The 23769-nt window shown below is 61.9% G+C and carries 15 protein-coding genes and 2 pseudogenes; 10 read left to right on the top strand and 7 right to left on the bottom strand.

Annotated elements, in window-relative coordinates; all coding sequences use genetic code 11:
* Window positions 1–403: 403 nt before the first annotated feature.
* Window positions 404–1810, bottom strand: a complete 1407-nt coding sequence (locus FHW94_RS22480) for an aldehyde dehydrogenase family protein (RefSeq protein WP_168558073.1) — start codon at window positions 1808–1810, stop codon at window positions 404–406.
* 129 nt (window positions 1811–1939) lie between these two features.
* Complete coding sequence (locus FHW94_RS22475) at window positions 1940–3433, bottom strand: PLP-dependent aminotransferase family protein (protein WP_168558072.1); 1494 nt, start codon at window positions 3431–3433, stop codon at window positions 1940–1942.
* A gap of 175 nt (window positions 3434–3608) precedes the next feature.
* Here FHW94_RS22475 and FHW94_RS22470 point away from each other — a divergent pair, with 175 nt between their 5' ends.
* From FHW94_RS22470 to FHW94_RS22450, 5 genes are all read left to right on the top strand, one after another.
* A complete protein-coding gene (locus FHW94_RS22470) occupies window positions 3609–4106 on the top strand; it encodes an antibiotic biosynthesis monooxygenase (RefSeq protein ID WP_168558071.1) in 498 nt (165 codons plus the stop codon).
* 177 nt (window positions 4107–4283) lie between these two features.
* Entirely contained in the window at window positions 4284–5150 is an 867-nt protein-coding gene (locus FHW94_RS22465) for a cupin domain-containing protein (protein WP_168558070.1), read from the top strand.
* A 258-nt stretch (window positions 5151–5408) separates the two neighbouring features.
* Window positions 5409–7004, top strand: coding sequence for an AMP-binding protein (locus FHW94_RS22460; RefSeq protein WP_246866360.1), 1596 nt, complete (start codon window positions 5409–5411; stop codon window positions 7002–7004).
* Window positions 7005–7184: 180 nt separating this feature from the next.
* Window positions 7185–9767 (top strand): TonB-dependent receptor, encoded by a 2583-nt coding sequence (locus FHW94_RS22455; protein ID WP_168558068.1) that lies wholly within the window; start codon window positions 7185–7187, stop codon window positions 9765–9767.
* 444 nt (window positions 9768–10211) lie between these two features.
* A complete protein-coding gene (locus FHW94_RS22450) occupies window positions 10212–12476 on the top strand; it encodes a heavy metal translocating P-type ATPase (protein ID WP_246866361.1) in 2265 nt (754 codons plus the stop codon).
* Here FHW94_RS22450 and FHW94_RS22445 read toward each other — a convergent pair.
* A pseudogene (locus FHW94_RS22445) lies at window positions 12474–12683 on the bottom strand (transposase); the annotation flags it as partial. The gene FHW94_RS22450 and the pseudogene FHW94_RS22445 sit on opposite strands and share 3 nt — an antisense overlap.
* A gap of 63 nt (window positions 12684–12746) precedes the next feature.
* Between FHW94_RS22445 and FHW94_RS22440 the strand changes: the two are divergent.
* A complete protein-coding gene (locus FHW94_RS22440) occupies window positions 12747–13004 on the top strand; it encodes a hypothetical protein (RefSeq protein ID WP_168558065.1) in 258 nt (85 codons plus the stop codon).
* Window positions 13005–13339: 335 nt separating this feature from the next.
* Window positions 13340–14263 (top strand): formylglycine-generating enzyme family protein, encoded by a 924-nt coding sequence (locus tag FHW94_RS22435; protein ID WP_168558075.1) that lies wholly within the window; start codon window positions 13340–13342, stop codon window positions 14261–14263.
* 57 nt (window positions 14264–14320) lie between these two features.
* On the opposite strand, the gene FHW94_RS22430 is transcribed toward FHW94_RS22435, so the two are convergent.
* The 4 genes and pseudogenes from FHW94_RS22430 to FHW94_RS22415 form a co-directional block, all read right to left on the bottom strand.
* Complete coding sequence (locus FHW94_RS22430) at window positions 14321–16039, bottom strand: sulfatase (RefSeq protein ID WP_168558064.1); 1719 nt, start codon at window positions 16037–16039, stop codon at window positions 14321–14323.
* Window positions 16040–16096: 57 nt separating this feature from the next.
* Entirely contained in the window at window positions 16097–18610 is a 2514-nt protein-coding gene (locus tag FHW94_RS22425; protein ID WP_246866359.1) for a TonB-dependent receptor, read from the bottom strand.
* A 60-nt stretch (window positions 18611–18670) separates the two neighbouring features.
* A complete protein-coding gene (locus tag FHW94_RS22420; protein WP_168558063.1) occupies window positions 18671–19642 on the bottom strand; it encodes a LacI family DNA-binding transcriptional regulator in 972 nt (323 codons plus the stop codon).
* Window positions 19643–20214: 572 nt separating this feature from the next.
* Window positions 20215–20685: pseudogene (locus tag FHW94_RS22415) on the bottom strand (transposase); the annotation flags it as partial.
* Between the two features lie 275 nt (window positions 20686–20960).
* Between FHW94_RS22415 and FHW94_RS22410 the strand changes: the two are divergent.
* From FHW94_RS22410 to FHW94_RS22400, 3 genes are all read left to right on the top strand, one after another.
* On the top strand, window positions 20961–21500 hold the full coding sequence (locus FHW94_RS22410) for a hypothetical protein (RefSeq protein ID WP_168558062.1): 540 nt from the start codon (window positions 20961–20963) through the stop codon (window positions 21498–21500).
* Between the two features lie 282 nt (window positions 21501–21782).
* Complete coding sequence (locus FHW94_RS22405) at window positions 21783–22265, top strand: hypothetical protein (protein ID WP_168558061.1); 483 nt, start codon at window positions 21783–21785, stop codon at window positions 22263–22265.
* Window positions 22266–22598: 333 nt separating this feature from the next.
* On the top strand, window positions 22599–23741 hold the full coding sequence (locus FHW94_RS22400) for a hypothetical protein (protein ID WP_168558060.1): 1143 nt from the start codon (window positions 22599–22601) through the stop codon (window positions 23739–23741).
* Window positions 23742–23769: the final 28 nt, after the last annotated feature.

Genomic DNA, 23769 nt, shown 5'->3' with positions numbered 1-23769 from the left:
CCAACACCGCTCCGGCTCTGACACGTTGGAATGACCGCATTTGGGCAGAGCCGCCACACGGCGAAGGCATCTCGGATGACCGCTGCTTCCCAGCCATCGACATTCCAGTGTGCGGCTAGGGGGGGTGAGCCTACGACCAGTTTCGACGCTCCACCCCTGGCCGCCGAACGTCGCCTTTTGTGGCGATTCCAACGGTGCTCCCGAAAATCTGAAAGCCGGCAGGTGTCGACCACATCAGGCCGTTTTGCGGCTGCCGTCAGAATGACATCTGTCACTAAACCCTACGCCCGTACGGGGAAGACGGAGTCCCCTGCTGCGGTACATCCATGCGGCTAGTCACTACGTGCGCCGGGCGGTGATCGAGACGTTTTTTGGGGTATCAGTCTGCCTGGCCCGGTGCTGATCATCCCTTCGCTTCGTTGATGACATGAATCTGGGTGAATTCGTGGAATCCTTCCTCTGCGAATTCGACGCCCAGTCCGGATTGCTTGGCGCCGCCGAAAGGAACGGTCGGGCCAAAATCAAGATGCTTGTTGATCCATACCGTGCCGGCCTCCATGCGCATGGCGAGGTCATGGGCCACATCGCGATCGGACGACCAGATCGAGCCGCCCAGGCCCATGTCGGACGCATTGGCCCGCGCCAGTGCATCGTCGGGATCATCATAGCGGATGATGGGAAGGATGGGACCGAACTGTTCCTCGTCCACCAACCGCGCGCCGTCGCTGATATCGCGCACGATGGTGGGCCGGATGAAATAGCCCGGGCGGTCCAGAACTTCGCCTCCGGCGATGATCGTGCCGTCCGATCGGGCCGTTTCGAGCAGGGCCCGCACCTTGTCGTATTGCGCCCGGTTCTGGAGTGGGCCGATCTGCGCGCCCTGCTTCAGCCCATCGTCGACGACAGCCTCTTCGGCGATCCTGGCCAGTTCCACGCAGAGCGCGTCGTAGATGTCCGCATGGGCATAGACGCGCTTGATGGCGAGGCATACTTGTCCGGCGTTCATGAAAGCACCACCAAAGATGCCCGATGCGGCCTTCACCGGGTCGGCATCGGGCAGCACGATCGCCGCGTCATTGCCGCCCAGCTCCAGCGTCAGCCGCTTGATCGAGGCCGCCGCGCCCGCCATCACCTTTCGGCCGGTTTCGGTCGATCCGGTGAAGCTGATCTTCGCGACATCGGGGTGTGTCGTGAGACGGGCGCCGAGGTCGTTCTGGTCGGTAATGATGTTGATCACGCCGGGGGGAAAGATTCCCGCCATCATCTCGCCCATGCGCAGGGTCGACAAAGGCGTCGTGGGGGCTGGCTTGATGAGCAGCGTATTGCCCGCCAGCAGCGCGAATGGCAGCTTGAAGGCGACGATCAGCACCGGAAAGTTCCAGGGAATGATCGCGCCGACCACGCCCAGGGGGCGGCGGTGCAGTTCCACCCGGCGGCTGTCATTGTCTTCCAGTACCTGTACCGGCAGGTCGTGGGTCGCGAGTTGGCGGATGAAGGCGATGCTGTAGGCGATCTCGGCCGTGGCTTCGCTCAGCGGCTTACCTTGTTCCTGCGTGAGCAGGCGCGCCAGGCTTTCCGCATGAATCTCCATGCAGTCCGCAAGGGCGAGGATCATCGCGCGTCGTTCCGCGATCGGTGTCCGCGCCCAGGCGGGAAAGGCCTCCTTCGCCGCCATGATCGCGGCGTCCAGCTGCCCCGCCGACGCGCGCGGGCAAAAGGCCAACACCTCTTCAGTGGCGGGGTTAATTATTCCCATCACGTCGTCGCCATCGACCAGCCGGCCGCCGATCAGAAGTTTGTAGTCAGGCATATCCAATCCTCCTGTCTTGTCGTCAGCGCGCGCCACAGAGACGCCGATGATTTTCAGGAAGGCTAGGAACCTATCGGCCCAAACCCTAGAGCCATCCCCGGCTTTATAGGTGGTGCCAGTTCGTGCGGCCTAGCGCCGTAGGCCAACCACTGTGGCCACCCGCGCAAAGGCTTCGCGGATCGCCTCTTCCGACAGCCCGGTATAGCCGAGCACCAGCGACCGTTCGCGGAAGCGGCCGGGATTGCCATATTCCTGCGTCGCCGCCCCCGCGAACGGATAGAGGCCGACCCCGCAGTTCAGCGCTATGCGCTGCATGTCGTTCGCGGAAGGGAGATTGGGCGGCAATGTCCACATCATATGCATGCCGCACTCCCGCCCAAGCAACGCACCACCGGGAAAATGCTCTTCGATCGACCGGATCACCGTGTCGCGCGCGCCCATATAGGATCGGCGGATGCGCCGGAGATGGCGGAGGAATGCGCCTTCCTTGAGAAAGTCCGCGATCACCGCCTGTTCGAGCCAGGGAGCGCCGTTGTCGGTCAGCGTCTTCACCAGCCGCGCCTGGTCCAGAAGATGACGCGGCATGACCGCATATCCCACTCTCAGCCCGGCACCGATCGATTTGGAGAATGTGCCGAGATAAATGACGTGACCGTTCCGGTCCAGCCCGGCCAGCGCGGTGAGCGGCGGCCCATCGTAGCGGAAGTCGCTGTCGTAATCATCCTCGATGACATAGCTGCCCGTCTGATAGGCCCAGTCGAGGAGGTGCAGCCGGCGATCGAGGCTGAGCGTGCAGCCAGTCGGAAACTGATGGGACGGCGTCACATAGACAAGATTGCCCAGGAAGCCTTCGAGTTGCGAAACGACGATACCCTGCTCGTCGACGTCTATCGGATGAATGCTGGCGCCATAGCTGCCGAACAGATAGGCCGCACCCTGATAACAGGGGTTCTCGACCGCCACGCTCGCCCTCGACCGGTCGGTGATGAAAATTCTGGCCAGCAGGTTGAGCGCGCCCTGGATACCGGACGTGATCATGACCTGATCGGCGCTGGCATCGATCCCACGTGTTTCGCCCAGATGCGCCGCGATCGCTTCGCGCAGCGTCTGTAGTCCGCGCGGATCGCCGTATTCGGTCTGGATGCCACGCGCATAGGCAAGATGTCGCGCGGTGGCGCGCTGCCAGAAGCTGGTCGGGAAACTCTCGGGGTGAGGGCGTCCGACGAAGAAATCGAACTGTGGACGCGAGCGCTTCTCTTGCCAGAGCTGGGGCGCCCGCCCGGAAAAACTTGGGTTCTTGCCCAGACGCAGTCGCTTGCGGCTCGGCTGGACCGAAGCGTGCCCGTTGCGCAGCAGGACGGTGGCGTCGGGCAGCTTTTCGTTGACGAAGATGCCAGCCTTGGCCCGCGAAGTGATATAATCCTCGGCGGCCAGGCGTTCATAGGCCAGCGTCACCGTGTTGCGGGCGATGCCGAGCTGGTCTGCCATGCTGCGCGTGGAGGGCAGGCGCTTGCCCGCCGCCAACGTGCCTTTCAGGATCTGGTCGCGCAGCGCCTCGTAGATCTGGACTTGCAGGGATCGTTCATCCTTGCGGTCAATGCGGATGATCAGGTTCATCGTCATCTGGGCATGCCCCAAAATCTTGCTCGTGGCATCCTACCGCGCCGCCGCGGCAATGATAGAGCGATTGGAAACTGGCACTATCATCTTTCCCGATGCTGGCCCTACCGGCTGGCCATGGCGCTGTTCATCCTGCGCAAACAGCTTGTCTGGCTGGACTCATTGAGCGGAGAACCCCATGTCCATTTATCTCAGCATGCAGCGCGTGCGCTTTTCCAGCCCGGACGGGTATGAAAAGTTCAAGGTCATTTTCGCCGATACGCGCACCCATCTCATGAAATTGCCGGGCTTCCTCCATTTGACCTGGTGGGTCCATCCCGAAGACCCCACCTGGTTCAACGAGGTCAGCTTCTGGGTGAGCCGCGAGGCGCTCAAGGACTGGCACATGGCGACCTATCACAAGCACGCCAAGGAATGGGCCGCGCGCGGTGCCATCATGGAAGACATCATCACCAATTTCGAGCTTACCAACACGCGCCTGCTGCGCGTTTGCCCCTGCTGTGGACTGGTCGAGGACAAGGCGTTCGAACTCCAGGAAGAGCAGAAGGTGCTCGCCGAGCCGTGCCCCAAGTGCGATTTCAACTTCCCGGTCATGCCGAACACGCCAAGCAGCTTTGCGGTATTCAAGGACGTACCCTTGCTCCCGGAAGCGTCAGAGCCGTCCGTGGCGCCGTGAACGGGCGGGCATGAGGGCCAGCGCGCCCGGCATCTGGCCCTATCGAAAAGACCGACGGTGGCGCTAGGGCAATGACCGCAATGCGCTGATAGTGGATACTGGCTGACCTTTGAGCAGGCATACGCGGCTTTCACGGTCGGCCTGAGATGGTTCAATCTTGTTCCAGGGAGATTTCGCATGGCGACGCAGTTGGCCGCGAAAGTGCAGGATTCGCCGCGTTACGCGGTTCATGGTGGCGTGCAGAACGAACCCAACGAGAAATGGGTGCCGTTCGAGTGGATCGAACCGCGTTTCGGTGCGCAGGTGCACGGCGAATACGTGGTAATCCGGCCGGAAGGCACGTCGGGGTCGCTCTCGGCCGGGTTCTGGCGCACCGGGCCATCCGCCCCGGGCGCCGCCGCGGATGGGTCGCATACCATCGTCTATTCCTCGCCGCTGGGGGATGAGACCGCCTGCGTGATCGACGGCACCGCCGTTCTCACCGTCATTGCCACCGGCAAGAGCTACAAGGTCGGCCCCGGCTCGATCATCTACTCGCCCAAGGGGCTGGAGGTGCAGTGGGAGATCGAAGGGCCGTCGTTCAAGAAGTGGTGGTGCATCTGGAACGGCAGCGAACCGACCGCCAACCCGCCCCAGGACCTGCTCATCATGCACACCAGCGAAAATCCCGACGAATGGCAGGAGTATCATTTCGTCGAACCCGCTGAGGGTGCGCAAGTCGCCGGCGAGCTCTATTTCAACCGCTCCGCCGGATCGACGGGCACGATGTTGAGCGGCGTGTGGCGTTCCGGCAAGGGAATCGCCGGGACCAACGTGGACGAGAAAGGTACGCTCGTCACACCTTATACCGGCGTGCTGGGTGACGAGACGATCCTGCTGCTCGAAGGCGAAGTCGAGGTGGTGGAGACGGACACCGGCAAGGTGCACAACTTCAAGGCGGGCGATTCGATCGGCCTGTCTTCCGGCATGCACATCACATGGACGTCCAAGGGACCCTTCTCGAAGAAACTGTGGGTCATCACGCGGGACGTGCTACCCGAATAACGTCCAGGTTTGCGATGGCAGGTGGCGGCGGTTTCAAGGCCGCCACTTCGCTTTCAGGATGCGATGGCGACGGCGGATGCACGGTTCCGCAAGCGCGCCGCCGCCTTTCTCTATTCGGCGGAGTGAATACTCGGAGCGGGCTGGAAAACCGGCGCGCCGTATCGTTGCGGCATGATTGCGGAGAGGATCGAAGGCATGACCGGCACACCGGTATCTGTCGCCGCCCCCGGCTACCGGGAGGCGGTTGAAGAATTTTGCTTGGAACGGGAATGGGCCCGGCTTTCTGGCAGTCTTTCGGGCGGTATCAACGCCTGCGTGGAATGCTGCGACCGATACGCCGATGGCGACGATCTGGCCCTCATCACAGTGGCGGCGGACGGCACAAGACAGGACTACGGTTTTGCCCGGTTGCGCGACTTGTCGGCGCAAGTGGCGAACATGCTGGTGGCGCATGGCGTCAAGCCCGGCGATGTGGTTGCGGGCCTGCTGCCGCGAAGGGCCGAACTGGTTGCCACGGTCCTGGGCGTCTGGCGGGCGGGCGCGGTCTATCAGCCGCTGTTCACCGCCTTCGGTCCCAAGGCCATCGAGCACCGGTTGGGTATCAGCAAGGCCGTGCTGGTCGTTACGGACAGCGCCAATCGCGCGAAGCTGGCGGGCATCGCGCAATGTCCGCCGGTCGCGACCGTTTGCTTGCCCGGGGAGTTCCTGACCGCGGGGGACATCGACTTCAGCGCCGAAGTAGCGGAGATGCCCGCCGATTTCGCGCCGGTGATGCGCACCGGCGACGATCTCTTCCTGATGATGTCCACATCGGGTTCGACTGGGCTGCCCAAGGGCGTGGGCGTGCCGCTCAAGGCCCTGCCTGCCATCAGTGCCTATATGCGCTGGGCGATCGACCTGCGGGCGGAGGACCGTTTCTGGAACATCGCCGATCCGGGCTGGGCCTATGGCCTCTATTACGGAATCACCGGCCCGCTGCTGCTGGGCCGGCCAACCATCCTGTACGAAGGCGCCTTCTCTGCCGAGGCGGCCTATGACCTTATAGCGGCCCTGGGCATCACCAACCTTGCCGGATCGCCTACCGCCTATCGCCTGCTGATGGCCGAAGGCGCCGATGCGGCAGCGAGGATCAGGGGCAGGTTGCGCGTCGTCAGTAGCGCGGGCGAACCCCTGAATCCCGAAGTCATCCGCTGGTTCGACGAACATCTCGCGGTGGCGGTGCACGATCACTACGGCCAAACCGAAACCGGCATGGTCGTGAACAACCATCACGGCCTGTCGCACCCGGTGCGTCCGGGTTCGGCCGGGTTCACGATGCCCGGCTACCGGGTGGCGGTGCTGGATGAGGAGGGCAACGAACGGCGCGCGAACCAGCCGGGCGAACTGGCCATCGACATTGCCCGATCGCCGCTGCTCTGGTTCGGCGGCTATTGGCAACAACCCACGCCCGCCATCCGGGATGGCTATTATCGCACCGGCGATACCGTGGAATGGGAGGCCGACGGCAGCATCAGCTTCATCGGCCGCGCGGATGATGTCATCACTTCATCGGGCTATCGCATCGGCCCGTTCGATGTCGAAAGCGCGCTGATCGAGCATCCCGCCGTGATGGAGGCTGCCGTCATCGGCGTGCCCGATCCCGAACGCACCGAACTGGTCAAGGCGTTCGTCGTGCTGAACACCGGGTTCGCGGCATCGCCGGCACTGTCCGATGCCCTCAAGGCGCATGTCAGGAACCGGCTCTCCGCCCATGCCTATCCCCGGCTGATCGCGTTCGTGCCGGAATTGCCCAAGACGCCCAGCGGCAAGATCCAGCGCTTCATGCTGCGCGCGATGCATGCCGAGCAACGGTAAAACTGGCTCCATAAAAAACCGGCAAACAGGTTCTAAGAAGAGGGTCAGATTTCCTTCAGGTTGGCCCTTGACACCAGAGCCGGGGGGGGCGGGAAGGTCCACACATCCCCTGATGCTGATGTCCAGGCGCAACGGGTCACGAATGCACCCAGATGCAGTGACCATATCAGGGAGCTTTCTATGAACAGGGTTGGAGGCATCAGCATTCTTGCCATCGCGGTATGTCTTGCGACGCCGGCATTAGCGCAGCAGGCGACTGACGAGCAGGCGCCGTCCGGAGGGCTGGGGGAAATCGTCGTCACCGCGACCAAGCGGTCGGAAAATCTCCAGAACGTTCCCGTTGCCGTGTCGGCCATCTCGTCCTCGCAACTCGCCAGCAAGGGCGTGTTCGATACGTCAGACCTCAACAGTTCGATGCCCAATCTTCAGGTATCGTCGGCTTACGGTTCGCAGCAGCCCAATTTCACCCTGCGCGGCATCGGTGTCGGCACCGAACTCAGCGCCAGCGCAGCCTCCCCGGTCGGCGTCTATGTCGACGAGGTCTATCAGACCTTCCGCGCGAGCCAGGGGCAGCAACTCTATGACCTGGCTCAGGTCGAGGTGGTACGCGGCCCGCAGGGCACGCTCTATGGTCGCAACACCACGGGCGGCGCGATCAACTTCATCACCCGCAAGCCCGATCTGAAGGGCGCGAATGGTTATCTGACGGCCGGCTACGGCAATTTTAACCGCAAGAGCGTCGAAGGCGCCATCGAACTGACGCCCGTCGAGGACCAGCTCGGTATCCGCATCGCCGGCACTTATGTCAAAATGGATCCCTATATCCACAACCTGATGCCCGCCGGTCTGAACAAGACCGCCGCAGGTGGTGCGTCCGGTCGGAATTTCGCCACGGGCCGCGATCCGGGGGGCGATGAAACATATGCCTTCCGTGGGACTGTGCGCTTTAAGCCGAGCGACACGCTTGATGTCACGCTAAAGGGCTATGCGTCGAAATCGACCGGGGGCGCGGCTGCCTCGCTCGGTGCAGGTCCTTACAAGGCCAATCCGTCCCTGTTCGACTATGAGAACTCCAATTTCATCCTGGCACCATTGTTTCGCGCGCTCGGCGCCAACGGCGCCGGTTTGCTACCCAGCAGCTATAGCCGGGCGGGCCTGTCGGACACGCAGATCGATCAGGATACGATCGGCCGCGCCGAGACGCGCACCGAAGGCGTGGTGCTAACGGTGAAGGCCGAACTCGCCGACAAGCTCAACCTCACCTCGATCACCGGCTATGATTCCGGGCTCTATCTCCAGACGCAGACCGATTGCGACAGCGGTCCCCTGCGTCTCTGCTCGAACGGCTACCGTTCGGATTTCAAGGCCTTCAACCAGGATCTCCGGCTCGATTACAGCAGTGGCCCGTTCAAGATGATCGCCGGCGCCTATTATGGCTGGGACACGGTGACGTCGAACAACGATATCGACATCTTCAACCTGCTCAGCGACGTCCGCGCGGCCGTCGGCCTTCCGGCGACTTGGTTCAATCCGGCGGGCGGCTTCAATGGGAAGGGTTTGTCCGCCGGGTCTCTTCCGACCGGCATTTTCGGCAAGCAGCATTTCAGGCAGAACCGCGAGAGTTGGGCGGTCTATGGCGAAGGCAGCTACGAAATCACCCCGACCGTGAAATTCACCGCAGGTCTGCGCTACACGACCGACACGACCAAATACCGCGATGGTCTCACCACGTATTACGACGACGCCGGTAACCCACGGATGCTCGCCGTCTCGGCTTATGGTTCGCCCTATTTCCTGTCGCCAGTTTATGACGAAGCCGGCAACGTGGCGATCCCGGCCACCGGGGGTGCGATACCGGGCGGCGTGAACAAGGACGGCAAGACCAGCCGCGTCTCGGGCCGCGCCATCCTCGACTGGAAACCGGTGGACGGTGTCATGCTCTATGCCAGCTACAGCCGCGGCTATCGCGCCGGAACGTTCAATGGCCTGGCCTATATCAGTTCGCCACAGGTCTATTTTGTCAAGCCGGAGGAAGTGAACGCCTATGAGATCGGGTTCAAGACCCGGTTCCTTGACAACCGGCTGCAAATCAACGGCAGCTTTTTCTATTACGACTACAAAAACCAGCAGAGCCAGGTCGTCGACCAGAGCGTGACCGCCAACATCATCACGCTCGACGGTACGATGAAAGGGCTGGAACTGGATGTCCAGTTTGCGGCAACCGACCGTCTGACGCTGAGCGCATCGCTCGGTCTGCTAGACAGCAAGTACAAGGGCTTCGACCAGGCGACTTGTGCGGCGCTGAACCTGAGCGGGCTGTTCCCGGCGCAGAAAGGATCCTGCGTGCAGTCCGGCGCGGGCAGTGTCAGCGTGGGCGGCAATCCCTTCCCCTATGCGCCGAAGTCCTCGATCAACCTTGGCTTCGACTGGGATGCGGCGGATCTTGCGGGTGGTAAGATCAAGCTTCATGGCGATGCCGCCTATACCGGGCGTTTCTACTATGACTCGTTCAAGGACTACAGCCGTGGTGTACTCAAGAATCTCGCGACGGGCGCCTACACGAACGGCGAAGGCGATTACTGGGTGTTCAACAGCCGCATCAGCTTCGTGACGGATCGCTATACGCTTTCGCTGTGGGGCAAGAACCTGTCGAACAAGCTCTATTTCCCGGGCGGCTATCCCAACGAAGGTATTACCGGGGCGGGCTACCTGGTTCGGGCGCTACCCAGAACCTATGGCGTTGAAGGCACTTTGCGCTTCTGAGGTGAGGCAGGGGATCGCATGCGATCCCCTGCTGTTGGCTGAAACGCCCCATTTCTCGTCGAGATGAACGAAGGTGCAGTTTCGTTGTCGGCCTCCGGCCTCGGGAATGGCAGGAATTGCGGCGTTGGCCCCCACCCTAATCGCCAATTTTCTCGGCAACGAGCAGGTTACCTCCGAAAGCAGCCCATCGAAGGCGGAGCGCTAACCGGCGTTTATTGAGCAAACTCAATCACGCGGCGGAGCCGCCGTGGTAAGGTCGCCGCACACCAATCCTCTTGGAATGATTGAAAACTCGGATTTCAGAACGACATGGGTGCAGCACGACGCGGCTGTCGCGCCATCGAAGGGATTCACGCCATGATGGCAGACCGGTCCGATCACCAGCACCATGATGCGCACGAGCCACACGCCGATGCCGACACGGCGCGCGATCCAGTCTGCGGCATGACCGTCGATGGCGCAACCACGGCGCATCATGCCCAACATGGTGGCCAAGCCCATCATTTCTGCAGCGCAGGATGCCGGACGAAGTTCCTCGCCGATCCGCAGCATTATCTCGGCGATGCTCCGCCCGCGCCTGTCGCCGTGGCTGAGCGCACCATCTGGACCTGCCCAATGCATCCCGAGATCCGACAGGATCATCCGGGTGCCTGCCCGATCTGCGGCATGGCGCTCGAACCCGCGGCCATCACGGCCGACAGCGGGCCGAGCCCGGAGCTTGCGGACATGTCGCGCCGCTTTTGGATCGGGCTCGTGCTGGCGCTGCCGGTCTTCGCGCTGGAGATGGGCGGCCATCTCGTTCCCGCGCTCCATCATCTTGTGCCCATGTCGGTCTCGAAATGGGTGCAGACGCTCCTCGCGACGCCGGTCGTGCTGTGGGCGGGCTGGCCATTCTTCGAGCGCGGCTGGGCATCACTGCGCACCCGAAATCTCAATATGTTCACGCTGATCGCGATGGGGACCGGCGTCGCCTGGACCTATTCCATGGTCGCCACCGTTGCGCCCGGCCTCTTTCCGCCCGCTTTCCGCGACATGGACGGGAATGTCGCGGTCTATTTCGAGGCCTCCGCCGTCATCACCGTGCTCGTGCTGCTGGGCCAGGTGCTCGAGCTGCGCGCGCGCGAACGTACCTCGGGCGCCATCAAGGCGCTGCTCAATCTGGCGCCCCGCACCGCGCGGCGCATCCGTGCGGACGGCAGCGAGGAAGAAGTGCCGCTCGATGAAATCGCGGTCGGCGACCGGCTGCGCGTGCGCCCTGGCGAGAAAGTGCCGGTCGACGGCATCTGCGCCGACGGTCGCTCCTCGCTCGACGAGTCCATGGTCACCGGCGAATCCATGCCTGTCGTCAAGACTACTGGCGACAGCGTCATCGGCGGCACGCTCAATCGCAGCGGCACGCTGGTCATCCGCGCCGAGAAGGTCGGCCGCGACACGATGCTCGCACGCATCGTCCATATGGTGAGCGAAGCCCAGCGATCGCGCGCGCCGATCCAGGGTATGGCGGACAAAGTCTCAAGCTGGTTCGTCCCCGCCGTCATCGCACTGGCGCTGCTCGCCTTTGCCGGCTGGAGCCTCTGGGGACCGGAGCCGCGCTTTGCTTACGGACTAGTCGCGGCGGTCGCAGTGCTCATCATCGCCTGCCCCTGCGCGCTTGGTCTCGCGACGCCCATGTCGATCATGGTCGGCGTCGGGCGCGGTGCAGGCATGGGCGTGCTCATCAAGAATGCCGAGGCGCTCGAGCAGATGGAGAAGGTCGACACGCTGGTCGTCGACAAGACCGGCACGCTGACCGAAGGCCAACCCGCCGTGACGCAGATTGTGACCATGCCCGGCGTCGACGAAGCGGCGCTGCTACGCCTCGCTGCTGCTGTAGAGCGGGCATCCGAGCATCCCTTGGCGCTCGCAATCGTCGGTGCGGCACGACTGCGCGACATCGAGGTGCCTGCGGTCACGGACTTCGATTCCCCGACAGGACGCGGCGCGTTCGGAACCGTCGAGGGCAAACATGTGGTGCTCGGCAATACCAGCTTTCTCAGGGACGAAGGCATCGATACGTCTGCCATTGCCGCGCAGGCCGATGCGCTACGCCAGGAGGGCGCCACTGCCATCTTCGTCGGCATCGACGGTCAGGTCGCGGGCGCGATTGCCATTGCCGATCCAGTTAAAGCGACCACGCCGGATGCGCTTGCCGCCCTGCGCGCCGAGGGCATCCGCGTCGTGATGCTGACCGGCGACAACCGGATCACAGCGCAGGCGGTCGCCGCTCGGCTCGGGATCGACGAGGTCGAGGCCGAAGTGCTGCCCGACCAGAAGAGCGCCGTCGTGGCGCGGCTGAAGGCAGGGGGCCACGTGGTTGCGATGGCCGGGGACGGTGTGAACGACGCACCTGCCCTTGCAGCGGCGGATGTCGGCATTGCCATGGGATCGGGCACTGACGTCGCGATCGAGAGCGCGGGCGTGACTCTGCTCAAGGGCGATCTGACCGGCATAGTCAAGGCGCGGCGGCTCTCGCAAGCGACGATGTCGAACATCCGGCAGAATCTCTTCTTCGCCTTCATCTATAATGTCGCGGGCGTGCCCATTGCTGCTGGCCTGCTTTATCCGGTCTTCGGCATCTTGCTCTCGCCCGTGATCGCGGCGGGCGCCATGGCGCTTTCGTCCGTGAGCGTCATCACCAATGCGCTGCGCCTCAACGGTCGAACGCTATAGCTTGGCCGGTTCGCGCTTCAGCTGGCGGATTTCGGCATCCTTGCCAGCATCGCCGGATACGACCTTCGCCAGCTGCCGCTTCCACGCATACAGCGAGTGCGCGCTGACCTCGAGCCGCTGCGAGACCTCCGATACCGGATACCCGCGCTCGGTGATCTGGGCCACCGCATCGCGCTTGAACTCATCACTGAAATTGGGCTTCCCCATCATCGCCTCTTGTCCTCAAAATTAGGATAGAAGGCGTCCAGAAAGCTGGGGGCTATGCAGAGTGTGAGCCTGCTCGAACCCGACGCGAGCCTGATGAACAACATCCGTCAGCTCAATCCCGAACTGGCGAAAATGAAACGCGTGCCGCCCTCGCGCGGTTTGCATTTCGCAACACCGCAGGCCACGGGTTTGTGCGCGAAATCAGCGGCGGCGAACGCCTCAGGGCGGGGGTTGCCTGCATTCTGTCGACCCCGCAGCTTGCCGCAGTTACTGCTGTTCGACGAGCCGACCAACCATCTCGACCTCGATCGATCGAGGTGATCGAACAGGGACTACGTGCCCTTGACGGGGCGCCGCAGCTGGTCAGCCACGATGCTGCGTTTGCGATGGGGCCGGGCGCGCGCGGGAGATTCAACTTGGCGAACGGCTTAAAACTGGCGCATGTGGAAATTCGCTGCCATTCTCCCTTTTTGCATCCAGGCCTTGCTCGGGTCACCGGCAATTCGGTGGACCTTGCCCGCGCCGGGCGCAGGCGCCAGCCAACGTCGCCCCATGCATACCGTTGGCGTTCCAGTTGCCTTGGTCTGGCGCTGTCACTAGACATCTAACGCATGGGAACCGCCTTGAACACGACAGCGTGGACACCGCTTCCGGGGATGGTCGCCATTCCCGGCGGTACCTTCATGATGGGGTCGGCGGCCTATTACCCCGAGGAAGCGCCGCCACGCCGGGTCCGCGTCGATCCCTTCTGGATTGACGCGATACCGGTGACGAATGCCGACTTTGCGCGCTTCGTGGCGGAAACCGGGTATCGGACCTGCGCTGAGACAGCCCCCGAGCTGCGGGTCTATCCGGGCATGTCCGCCGCCCTTGCGGTACCGGGATCAGCGGTGTTCACGATGACCGCGGCGCCCGTCGACACGGCCGACCCGTCGCAATGGTGGGCGTGGGTTCCGGGCGCGAGCTGGCGCCACCCGACGGGTCCCGACAGCACGATCGATGGCCTGATGGACCATCCCGTGGTTCACGTCGCCTACGACGACGCGCTGGCCTATGCGACATGGGCGGGCAAGGCTCTGCCTACCGAGGCCGAGTTCGAATTTGCCGCGCGCGGCGGGCTGGTGGACAAGGAATTTGCCTGGGGTGACGAGCTTGTCCCTGGGGGACAGCACATGGCCAATACCTGGCAGGGCCTGTTTCCGTTTTCCAACACCGCCGAAGACGGCTGGGTGCGGACAAGCCCGGTGCGCAGCTTCCCGGCGAACGGGTACGGTCTCTACGACATGATCGGCAATGTCTGGGAATGGTGCGAAGACTGGTGGGGCCAGCCCGATGACCGGCGCAAGGCCGGCAAGGCGCCTTGCTGCGCCATCAGCAACCCACGCGGCGGTTTTCGCGCTAAGAGCTTTGATCCGGCGACACCGCTGGTGAAGGTGCCGCGAAAGGTGCTGAAAGGGGGCTCGCACTTGTGCGCGCCCAACTATTGCCAGCGTTACCGCCCGGCTGCGCGCCATCCGCAAGCCATTGACAGCCCGACCAGCCACATCGGCTTTCGTTGCGTGGTTCGCCGCCCGGCCTGATACATCCCGGCTACCGCCGGCGTATCGTAACGCCGGAAGTAGCGGGGACGGCAAGCATCACTTTTCGGGAATGTCCTTGAGCTGCTGGTCAACCGTCGGCGAATTGAAGAACGGGTGACCGGCGGCATGAGCGTCCTGCTTGGCCTGGCTGTCTGGCAGGATATCGTCGAGCCGGTCGCGCTGGTTGGGCTCGACCAGCCATTCCTCGGGGAAGGGGGCAGCGCCGGTGCCATTGCGATTGCGCCGCACTGCGCCGATTGACTGCCGCGCGGTGAACGGGATCGCGTGCTTACCCTGCTTGTTGGCCAGGTCCGCATAAAGGGCGGCGCGCAGCGTGATCTTGTCGCCAAGATGCGTGGGATCGTCGATCAGGTTGTGCATCTCGGTTGGATCGGCGGCAACATCATACAGTTCCTCGCGGTCGTAGACGCCGTGGTACTGGATGTACTTCAGGTTGCCACGGGTGATCGCAAAGGTCGTGGGCGTCTCGGGGAAAGTCCATTCCCAATAGTATTCGTAGATGAAGTCGGTCGGCTTCCACTCGGCCGGCTTGATCGCACCTGTGATCAGCGGCCAGGCATTTTGGCCCTCGAACTGCGCCGGCATCTGGCTGATACCCGCGGCATTGAGGAACGTTGGCGCAAAATCCAGCCCACGCACGCGCCCACTATTGACGGTGCCGCCCGGGACCGTGCCTGGTTCCCACATCACCAGCGGCACGCGCACCGATGCCTCATAGGCCGTGCGCTTGTCGATCAGGCCGTGGTCGCCGATCTGGAAGCCGTTGTCGCTAGTGAAGACCACCAGCGTGTCCTTTTCGAGGTGATGCTTGCGCAGGTAGGCAAGGATGCGGCCCAGGCTGTCATCGACGGCCGAGAGAGTGGCAAAGTAATACTTTAGGTATTCCGTCATCTTCATGTCGGAATTGTAGAAGAAATCGATTCCATGCCATGTATTGCGCTGGTCATAGACCCAGCGTGGCTTGCCCTTGTAGTTTTCCGGCGTATTCGCGGCGCTGGCAGGCAGTTCGAAGCGGGTGGCATCATACTGGTGCGCATAGCGCGGCGGCGGCAGCGGATCGGAATGGACCGCCTTGTGGCTCAGATAGAGGAAGAAAGGCTTCTTTGGGTCGCGCTCCCGTTCCAGCCAATTCATGGCATAGTCCGTCAGCTCATCGGTGATGTAGCCCTTCTGGGGCACTTCCTTGCCATCGACGTTGAGCATGTTCACTTGGCCCGCCGCGACAGCGGCCGGCGGCAGGTCGCCGGTGGGATAGTAGTGCCCCTGGCCCTTGAAACTGATCCACTTGTCAAAGCCGGGACGCGGCGCATCGGTGTCGTTGCCCATGTGCCATTTGCCGATGAATGCCGTCTGGTAACCGGCTTGGTGGAGATAGCCGGGAAAGTAGATCAGCCCGTCTTCGCTGGAATTGTTGTTATCGACCACGCCGTGGTTGCGTGCGGTCATCCCGGTCAGGATCGTCGCGCGGCTGGGGCTGCACAGCGACGAGGTGGTCACCCCGTTGGGAAAATAGGCGCCTTCGCGCGCGAGCCGGTCAATGTTGGGTGTGTGCACTGCGGGGTTGAGAAAACCCATGCCGTCGAACCGCAGATCGTCGACCAGCACGAAGATGATATTGCGCGGATGCTGTGCCGGGGTGGCCGATGCCGGCGCAGGCGTCACGGCCGGTGCGCGTGCCAGCGCAGCCTGTGCCGTCAGGGCCATAGCAGCAAACGTCGCCGCAGTCCCCAATATCGTCTTGTGCAGCTTGCCCATGTCGTGGTTTCCCTAAAAAAGGCCGGGCAGCGTGGTGCGGCTGCCCAGCAGGGTGCGTCAGAACTTGGCGCCGAATGTCGCGCCAAAGTATCGATTGGCGTCCTTGTTGACGAATGCCGTGAGGTCGTTGGGATTGGTGGCACTGGCCATCAGGCTGGTGTGCGCCATCGACGAATAGTAGTTCTGGTTGAAGAGGTTGCGCACGAACAGCGTCAACGTGTAGCGGTGCGCCTGGTCCTGCAGTCCGATGTTGGCGTCGACCAGCGTATAGGCTTTCTGGGCCAGCAGCGGATCTTGCGAGATGTCGAAGATCTGGCTGCTCTGATAGCTGACTGTCACTTGCCCGAAACCGTCCAGCCCAGTGCCCGGAATACCGGCCTCGACACGCGGCGAGATCATCACGCGCCATTCGGGCGCATAGGGCAGGCGGCCGTCCACGATGTTTTGCTGCCCGGTGCCTGCGCCGTAGCAGGTGTTGGCGGGCGGATTGGCCCCGGTGTAAAGGTTGGTCTGGTTTTGCAGCGCGCAGCTCAGGCCGTTGGCAGTGACGCGCGAGCGAGCATAGGTCACCCCAAAGTTGACCGACAGCACCTCGACCGGGCGCAGGGTACCCTCGATTTCGAAGCCTTTGGTGGTCGACTTGCCCGCGTTGGTCTGGGCAAAGGCGGGCGCGTCGGGCGTGCCGACGTTGGCGAGGACCTGCAGGTCGGTGTAGTTCGACAGGAAGGCAGCCAGGTTGACGCTAAGCAGGTTGTCTGCCGTGCGTCCCTTGAAGCCGATCTCGTAGGCATTGACGTGTTCGGGGCGGACTGCGGCCTGGGTGGCAAAGTTCGTGGCCGGCTCGGTGTTGAAGCCATAGCCCTTGTAGCCGCGGGTGTAGCTGGCATAGGCCTGCGCATTGCGGCTGAACTCGTACTTGGCGCCCGCCTTGCCGGTTACGGCAGTGTCGGTCGCCGAGCGATAGCCTGAAACCGAGCCGAAGCCGGGGATCGCAACGTCGGTCGGATATTGCGGGGCAGGGCCGTAACGCACGCCGGACACCGCAGTCTTTTCATGCTGCACGCGCAAACCGCCCAGCAGCTTGAGCCCGCCGGTCACGCGATACTCGACTTGGCCGAACGCAGCGACGCTGTCGGAACGGTTGTGGGCATGGGAGAAGACCGAACGATAGACCGGCGCTGCGCATACGGCGCCAAGCGTGCCCGACGAACACAGCGCCTGCCGACGCAGAAAGTCGCGATCGACACTGGTGCCGGCGTAGAAGACCCCGGCAACATAGGTGAAATCGCGGTTGCCGTTCGAGCCGATGCGCAGTTCCTGCGAAACACTGCCCAGCCGGATCGGTCCGCCGTTCTGGTTGAATTGGCCAATCGTGCCGGCAACATAGACCGGCAGGGGATTGTTGATCCGGTCGACGACGTTGTTGGCGATATTCTCAAAGTGTTGGTAGGCGGTGATCGAGGTCAGCGTCGCGGATCCAAGATCGAGGTTGCCCTCCAGCGAGAAAGTATAAGCGCTCTCGTTGTTGAACGAGTCGCTGTCGTCGATGATCTGCCGATTGGTCGGCGACGCGGTGATGCCGGGCGACAGCGCGATGATCTGCGGCGTCCGCGTCTGCACGGCGACCGATTGGCAGCACAGCGCATTGCTCTTGCGATAGTCGGCGCTGGCCAGGAAGTTGAGGGTGTCGGTCGCGTCCCACAGCAACTTGCCGCGCACGCCCCACGACTTGCTGCCGTTGACGTCACGCCCGGTCGCCACATTGTGGATGTAGCCGCCAACGTCGTTGTAGTACCCCGTCAGGCGCGCGGCGAGCGTGTCGGAGATCGGGCCGGAAACGGTGCCCTTGACGCGGTACTCGTTCTTTTCAGCAATGGTGGCTTCGACCGAGGCGGTCGGCGTGCGGCTGGGCTTGGCGGTGATGACGCTGACCACGCCGGCGGTGGCGTTCTTGCCGAACAGCGTGCCCTGCGGGCCGCGCAGCACTTCGATGCGCTCGATGTCGGCAAAATCGGAAAACCCCTGGGTGGCGCGGGCCGCCACCACGCCGTCGACCACAGTTGAGACCGAGGCTTCGACGCCCAGGCTGAACAGCTGCGAGCCGACGCCGCGGATGCGGAAGCCGTTGGATTGCGAGCCCTGGCCCTGCTGGAACGTCAGCGACGGGACTGCACGGGAAAGCGATGCGGTGTCATTGATCTGCGCGCGCGACAGGCTGTCGGCGGTTACGGCGGATACGGCGACCGGCACGTCCAGAAGTCGTTCGGCGCGCTTCTGGGCGGTGACCACGATCTCGCCGGGCGCAGGCGCGGCAACAGCGTCGGTGGCTTGGGCGGCGCCGTCCTGGGCCAGGGCAGGCGTGTAGCAGGCGATTGCGGCAGCGCCCGCGAGCAAGGCGCACAAGGTCTTCGGCATCAGAAACTCCCCCCGTTTCGAACTATTGTTGGCTCGCTCGATAAGGAAATGACAGCGCGAGTCAATAATGTACCAACGGTGGTATTTTAATCTGATGCGTTGGGAATTGGTGATAATAGTCTGATTGTGTTGCAAAATATCCGTGCTGACATCCAAATGTGACGGTGTAGGTCAGCGGAATTCTGACGTATTGTGATAAAAATACAACCGCTAGAACTATGCCGATTCACGGATGACCAGGCGGTGCTGGAACGATGCCACGCCAAGGCTGCGGCCAAGCGCGAGGTTGACGGCCGCCGTAGCGATCTCCTCGATCGGCTGGTGAATGCTGGTCAACGTCGGAAAGCACATTTGGCCTTCCGCAGCATTGTCGAAGCCGGCAATGGCGATATCCTGCGGAACCCGAAACCCGAGGCGCAGCGCGGTGGACATGGCGCCCAGGGCCATCACGTCGTTCGCGGCAAAGATTGCGGTGGGGCGCTGCGGAAGCGCCATGAGGTTCTTGAAAGCAGCAACCCCGCTCTCGAAGCGCATCGTTCCGCGCACGACGCACGACGCGGCCAGTTCGATCCCGTGTTCGGCCAGGCCATCGCGAAAGCCTTCCAGGCGTTCTTCGGCAGCCATCTGACTGTGCGGCGGGGCGATCATCGCCAGCCTGGTATGTCCTTTGCCTACCAGATAGGCCGCCATCTCCCGGGCGATGGCGTGGTCGTGGACTTCCACGCTATGGCCGATTCCGTCATTCTTGCCGGCGATCCGTACCAGCGGTTTGCCGAGTCCGCACAGGGCCTCGATCATGCGCGGATCATCGGAAAAGGGTGGCACGACGATGACTGCGTCAGGCTCGCACGAAAGTTGCAGCTGCCATTGGTCCTGTTGCGATAACTCCGCTGCATCGACCACCTCGAGCACCAAATGGTGGCCGGCCGCGCGGCAGGCACTGGCGCTGGCCACCATCAGTCCCGCAAAGTAACTAAAGGTCAGCCGCGGCGCGATCATCGCCACGATGAAGCTTCGTCCGCTCGCCAGTTGCCGGGCGGCGAGCGCAGGCCGGTAGTTGAGGTCGCGGATGGCCTGCTCGACCCTGGCCCGCACGTTGGCGCGCACGCTGGGTGCCCCGTTGATCACCCGCGAGACGGTCTTGATCGAGATTCCCGAGCGCTCCGCCACGTCTTTGATGTTTGCCATGGTTGCAATCTATTCCTGGAAGACACCCGGCTGTCATGTCTCGCGCAGGTCGTGCCGAAGCAAGCAAATCTTTGCGGGGCATGGCTTGCCGCTGCCATGGGGAGCCTGCGTGCGGTTGCGACACGGCGCTGGGTTTTTAGTTGCTCTCAACGGAATCGAGTCATTGCGGCACGTGAAAATCGAGCAGCACTGACATATGGGGCCGCGGATCTGCGCCGGCTTCCGACTCCTTGCCGTGCGTTGCATGCTTACTGCGTGTGTGCTCAGCACATGCCAGTTGATCGTGGTGGCGCTGCAGGCGAGGAGGCAATTGTGAACGCATACAGATCGTACACACTGTAACGGCCTTAAATGCTCTGCAAAGCCGCAAGCTCCGCCATCCATGATGCGATGGCATGGCTAGCTGCTCAGCAGAATGCAGGATGCAGAGAACGGGGGACTGGAAGGGGGACTGAATTTTCAACATTGAAAAGTAATCTTTTAAAATAAATGCTTTATGCCGGTATTCGAGTCTTCTCGACAGCACGGCTTTGCGGATCGGCGGGCAGGCCTTGCGTGCCCTCGACATAAGTCTGCCGGTTGGCTTCGGCCCGGATCAGGCTGGCATCGACAGCAAAGCCGTCGCCGCCGACCAGCCCTTCGTCAATGCAGCGCCGCACGGTGGCTTCGAACAGCTGGCGAAACAGGTCGCTCTCCCGGAAACGACCATGGCGGTTCTTCGAAAAGGTCGAGTGATCCGGCACGTCGCCGTCGAGCCCCAGACGGCAGGACCTGCGGCAAGCCAGGTAGAGGTGTACCTCCTCGCACAGGCGGTGCTCCGACCTGATGCCGAAGCAGTACCCCACGATCAGCATCCGCAGCATCAGCTCAGGGTCGATCGAAGGGCGACCGATCGCGCTGTAAAAGCCGCGCAGGTGCTCGCGCATGCCCGACAGGTCCACGAACCGGTCGATCGCCCGCAGCAGATGGTCGGCGAGGACATGCCGATCCAGGCTGAACTCGTAGAACAGGGCCTCCTGCGCCACCCGGCGCTCGCCCATCATGGCTTGGCATCCTTCAGCATTCTAATGCTGAATCAGACCCTTACCCCAAGTGCAAGCCCGGCTTTTTCAACACAATCCACCAACCCAGGCCATTCATGGGGCCAGCGACATTGATAAACAAACGACCGCTTCCGGCGTAAACTCAGGCGCCCGAACGTCCGGAATTGCGGCGATCGCGGCGCAATGTCCTTATGGGCGGCTCGCGCCGACTTGCAGACATTTGAAGTGATGTCCATGGTTGGCCCTAGCGAGGCGCAATCTGCGGGGGAGTTAGGATGAACAGCAAAGCCATCATAGCGCTGGTGATGACCATATCCGCCGTAGCAGCAGTTCCAGCTTATGCAGCCCAGTTGGAATTCGACTGCGACGTGCCTGCTGATCATTTCTCTTCCGTATCTCAAGACGTGGCCAACGGCGGCAGCGTAAGCGGCACGATCAGAGTGTATGAGATGCGTAAAGGCAATAATTTGCCAGTTGTCGGCGCGGGAATCTTCAGTTCAGAAAAGCGAGCCATTGCGGGATTTCAGCTTGTCGCCTCCAATACTGGTGCCCAACGCTTCGACATCATATTCAACGTGACTCATGATGGTGATTCAAAAAGGGGGAAAGTCGGGGAGGTCGATGCATCGTCTGCCATAGCATTTAACATTTTCCTTTCCGCTACCGGGAAAGCCGTTCTGACCGTGAACGGTAGTGAGTTCCAATCTGATGCGTCTGCGATTTCCGGCGGTCGCGCAATGGCGTTCTGTTCGACCGCCCAATTTAAATTCACGGATCTCATATTTTCCGCGAACGGCAACGGCAGTGGAGGCTAACCCTCGTTCGCAGCGGTAGAATAAAGTGGAACGGCAGCTCCCCACCCAACCCAGGCCCTTCCTGGGGCCAGCGACATTGATAAACAAATGACCGCTTCCGGTGTACGAGCTCAGGCGCCTGAACGGCTGCTATCGCGGCGCGATGAGCAGATGGGCGGATCGCGCCCAAAAGCGGTAAGTCGGCTTCAGCCCAGGTCCTGCTGAAGGCCGAAATTCTGGAAGCGCCCCCCTTGCGGCATTGCTACGGCGTTGCACTCTCGCCGTATGGCTTCTCGTGGGTTCATGCTGACGATTTTTGCTCCGATTATGGTCGTTGCCACCTTCTGGTGGGCGCAGAGCCGCTCTCTAAATCCCGAAGAGCGGCTGCTTTTCAAGAAGCTCGACGCTGCTATTTCGCACGAACCTCCAAGGGCGGCTGATATTATTGATGCCTTTGATCTACCCGACGAGTGCCGGCAAAAAACCTGCTTTCTAGAGGCGGGGAAGATCGGCAATCTTCGATATTCCAGCATCGGACTTCGCCAGTCGAAGGAAGGCACAATTTTCGAAATTGAAGGCTTCACCAACGCATGCGTCAGGGCGGATCGGGTGAAATCATATTTCGGAACTCGCGCACCGGCTCAGTCCTGCGACGACGCGATATGCTGGTGTGCGGACGCTCGGCGCTCGTGGGGCATTTTGGCATTTAAGCTGGACCGCCCTCACTCCCGCTGTGTGTCGTCAGCGGTGATCAATTCATTGCCAGAACAACGCCCAAGAACCTGAAGCGAATGTCGTTTTTCCACCAACCCAGTCCATTCCTGAGGCCAGCGACATCGATAAACAGACGACCGCTTCCGGCGTACGAACTCAGGAGCCCGAACGGCTGCTATGAAGGCGCTTGGCGAAGGAAAAGGCGATGCTTCGATCGACGCTCGCGCGCAGCAATCACCGGCGCGAGCACCGGCGTGCGGGCGAAGGCTATCGCCCTCGCCGCCTCATAATCGGCCTATCCGGACACACCCACATTGCGGACATCTAATTCAACAGACCACCCCTCCAGACTTCTTTAAGTCGCCGACGCTAAAGCTCTTGCACGAGGGAAATTGGAGGGCAGTAGTGAGCCAATGGGGTTTTGGGATAGCGCTGACGGTGGCGCTTACGGCCGCCTCCGCAGCGGCAGACAAGCCGATGCCAGCAATTGTAGCACATGGTCGTGACGTCTTCCGATTGCCGCCTGATCCGAACTACGGAGACGGCTGCGACGGACGGCGCCTCCTGCAGCACGATCCCAATTTCGGCCGCGGTCTCATGGCTCGCTACCTATATCAACGGGGACCTAGCGACGCGGATGAATGGCCTGACGAGAAGCTTTTGCATCCCGATGATGCTGAAATGACTGATCAACTAAGGCGACGGGGCTTAGACGATCCCTCTTTCGTTCGCTCTGACGGCGCCAGCGCAAACGCTACGGAGTCTTTTGTTATCCACTCACACGACGATCTCACAAAGCGCTTTAGGGCATTCTGCGAGGTGCCGCTGCGCTACGGCTATTTTCTCAGCGACATCGAGTACACTAAGGCTAGTTCAATCAATCAGTTAACTCCCAACACCAGGCCTGAAGGCGACGTCGAGCCGGTTTATGTTGATCGCTATCTAGACATTATGCCCGACGGCGCGACGGTTATTAACTTTACAGTTCCCGCAGCCTACTGGACGACGCGCGGCCACCTTCGGCTTCCGCCGCAAGACGAGTCCGGGGTGGCAGCGATATTCGAGTTCGAGGGAGCGGCTTACAGTCCTGACACCGACCAAATCCGCGAACTGGCCCGAGATGGCTACAAGGTCCTGTACATTGATTTCCGCGGGATGCTGGAAACTATCGTCATCGATACGCAGCCTGTCACCTCGACGGAACAGATGAACGCGCGGGCAAAACCGGTGCTGGACCTCGAATGGGGTAATCAACTCTATTTGAAGCGCGTTGCGTATTTCCGGGCAAAGCATGCAGACATTGCAAACCTGCATTTACCGACCGACGCCCGCAACCAATTGATACACCAAGTGGAGCAAGCGAAGGCTCACTACCGCGAGAGCGACGCAGAGCGAGCCAAAAGGATGCCAACCATAGACGAAATTCAGGAGTTGATCGATAAGGACTGGAATACTGATGCTCAGGAGAGGACTCGAAAACACGTAAGCGCCGTTTTGACCCCACCTTGCGCAGATTTTTGGGTGTTGCAGTTGTGTATGGATGGATGACGCAACGCCAACGAGCACACTGGACACG

The sequence above is a fragment of the Novosphingobium sp. SG720 genome (assembly GCF_012275365.1).
Lineage (GTDB): Bacteria > Pseudomonadota > Alphaproteobacteria > Sphingomonadales > Sphingomonadaceae > Novosphingobium > Novosphingobium rhizosphaerae.
The sequence above is the reverse complement of the archived record's forward strand: the minus strand, read 5'-3'. Positions and strand labels throughout refer to the sequence as shown.

Excerpts from the sequence above, each read along its gene's own strand:
- FHW94_RS22480 (WP_168558073.1), bottom strand. The coding sequence starts at position 1,810 with ATGCCTGACTACAAACTTCTGATCGGCGGCCGGCTGGTCGATGGCGAC.
- FHW94_RS22475 (WP_168558072.1), bottom strand. The coding sequence starts at position 3,433 with ATGACGATGAACCTGATCATCCGCATTGACCGCAAGGATGAACGATCC.
- FHW94_RS22470 (WP_168558071.1), top strand. The coding sequence starts at position 3,609 with ATGTCCATTTATCTCAGCATGCAGCGCGTGCGCTTTTCCAGCCCGGAC.
- FHW94_RS22465 (WP_168558070.1), top strand. The coding sequence starts at position 4,284 with ATGGCGACGCAGTTGGCCGCGAAAGTGCAGGATTCGCCGCGTTACGCG.
- FHW94_RS22455 (WP_168558068.1), top strand. The coding sequence starts at position 7,185 with ATGAACAGGGTTGGAGGCATCAGCATTCTTGCCATCGCGGTATGTCTT.
- FHW94_RS22450 (WP_246866361.1), top strand. The coding sequence starts at position 10,212 with ATGACCGTCGATGGCGCAACCACGGCGCATCATGCCCAACATGGTGGC.
- FHW94_RS22435 (WP_168558075.1), top strand. The coding sequence starts at position 13,340 with ATGGTCGCCATTCCCGGCGGTACCTTCATGATGGGGTCGGCGGCCTAT.
- FHW94_RS22430 (WP_168558064.1), bottom strand. The coding sequence starts at position 16,039 with ATGGGCAAGCTGCACAAGACGATATTGGGGACTGCGGCGACGTTTGCT.
- FHW94_RS22420 (WP_168558063.1), bottom strand. The coding sequence starts at position 19,642 with ATGGCAAACATCAAAGACGTGGCGGAGCGCTCGGGAATCTCGATCAAG.
- FHW94_RS22410 (WP_168558062.1), top strand. The coding sequence starts at position 20,961 with ATGAACAGCAAAGCCATCATAGCGCTGGTGATGACCATATCCGCCGTA.
- FHW94_RS22405 (WP_168558061.1), top strand. The coding sequence starts at position 21,783 with ATGCTGACGATTTTTGCTCCGATTATGGTCGTTGCCACCTTCTGGTGG.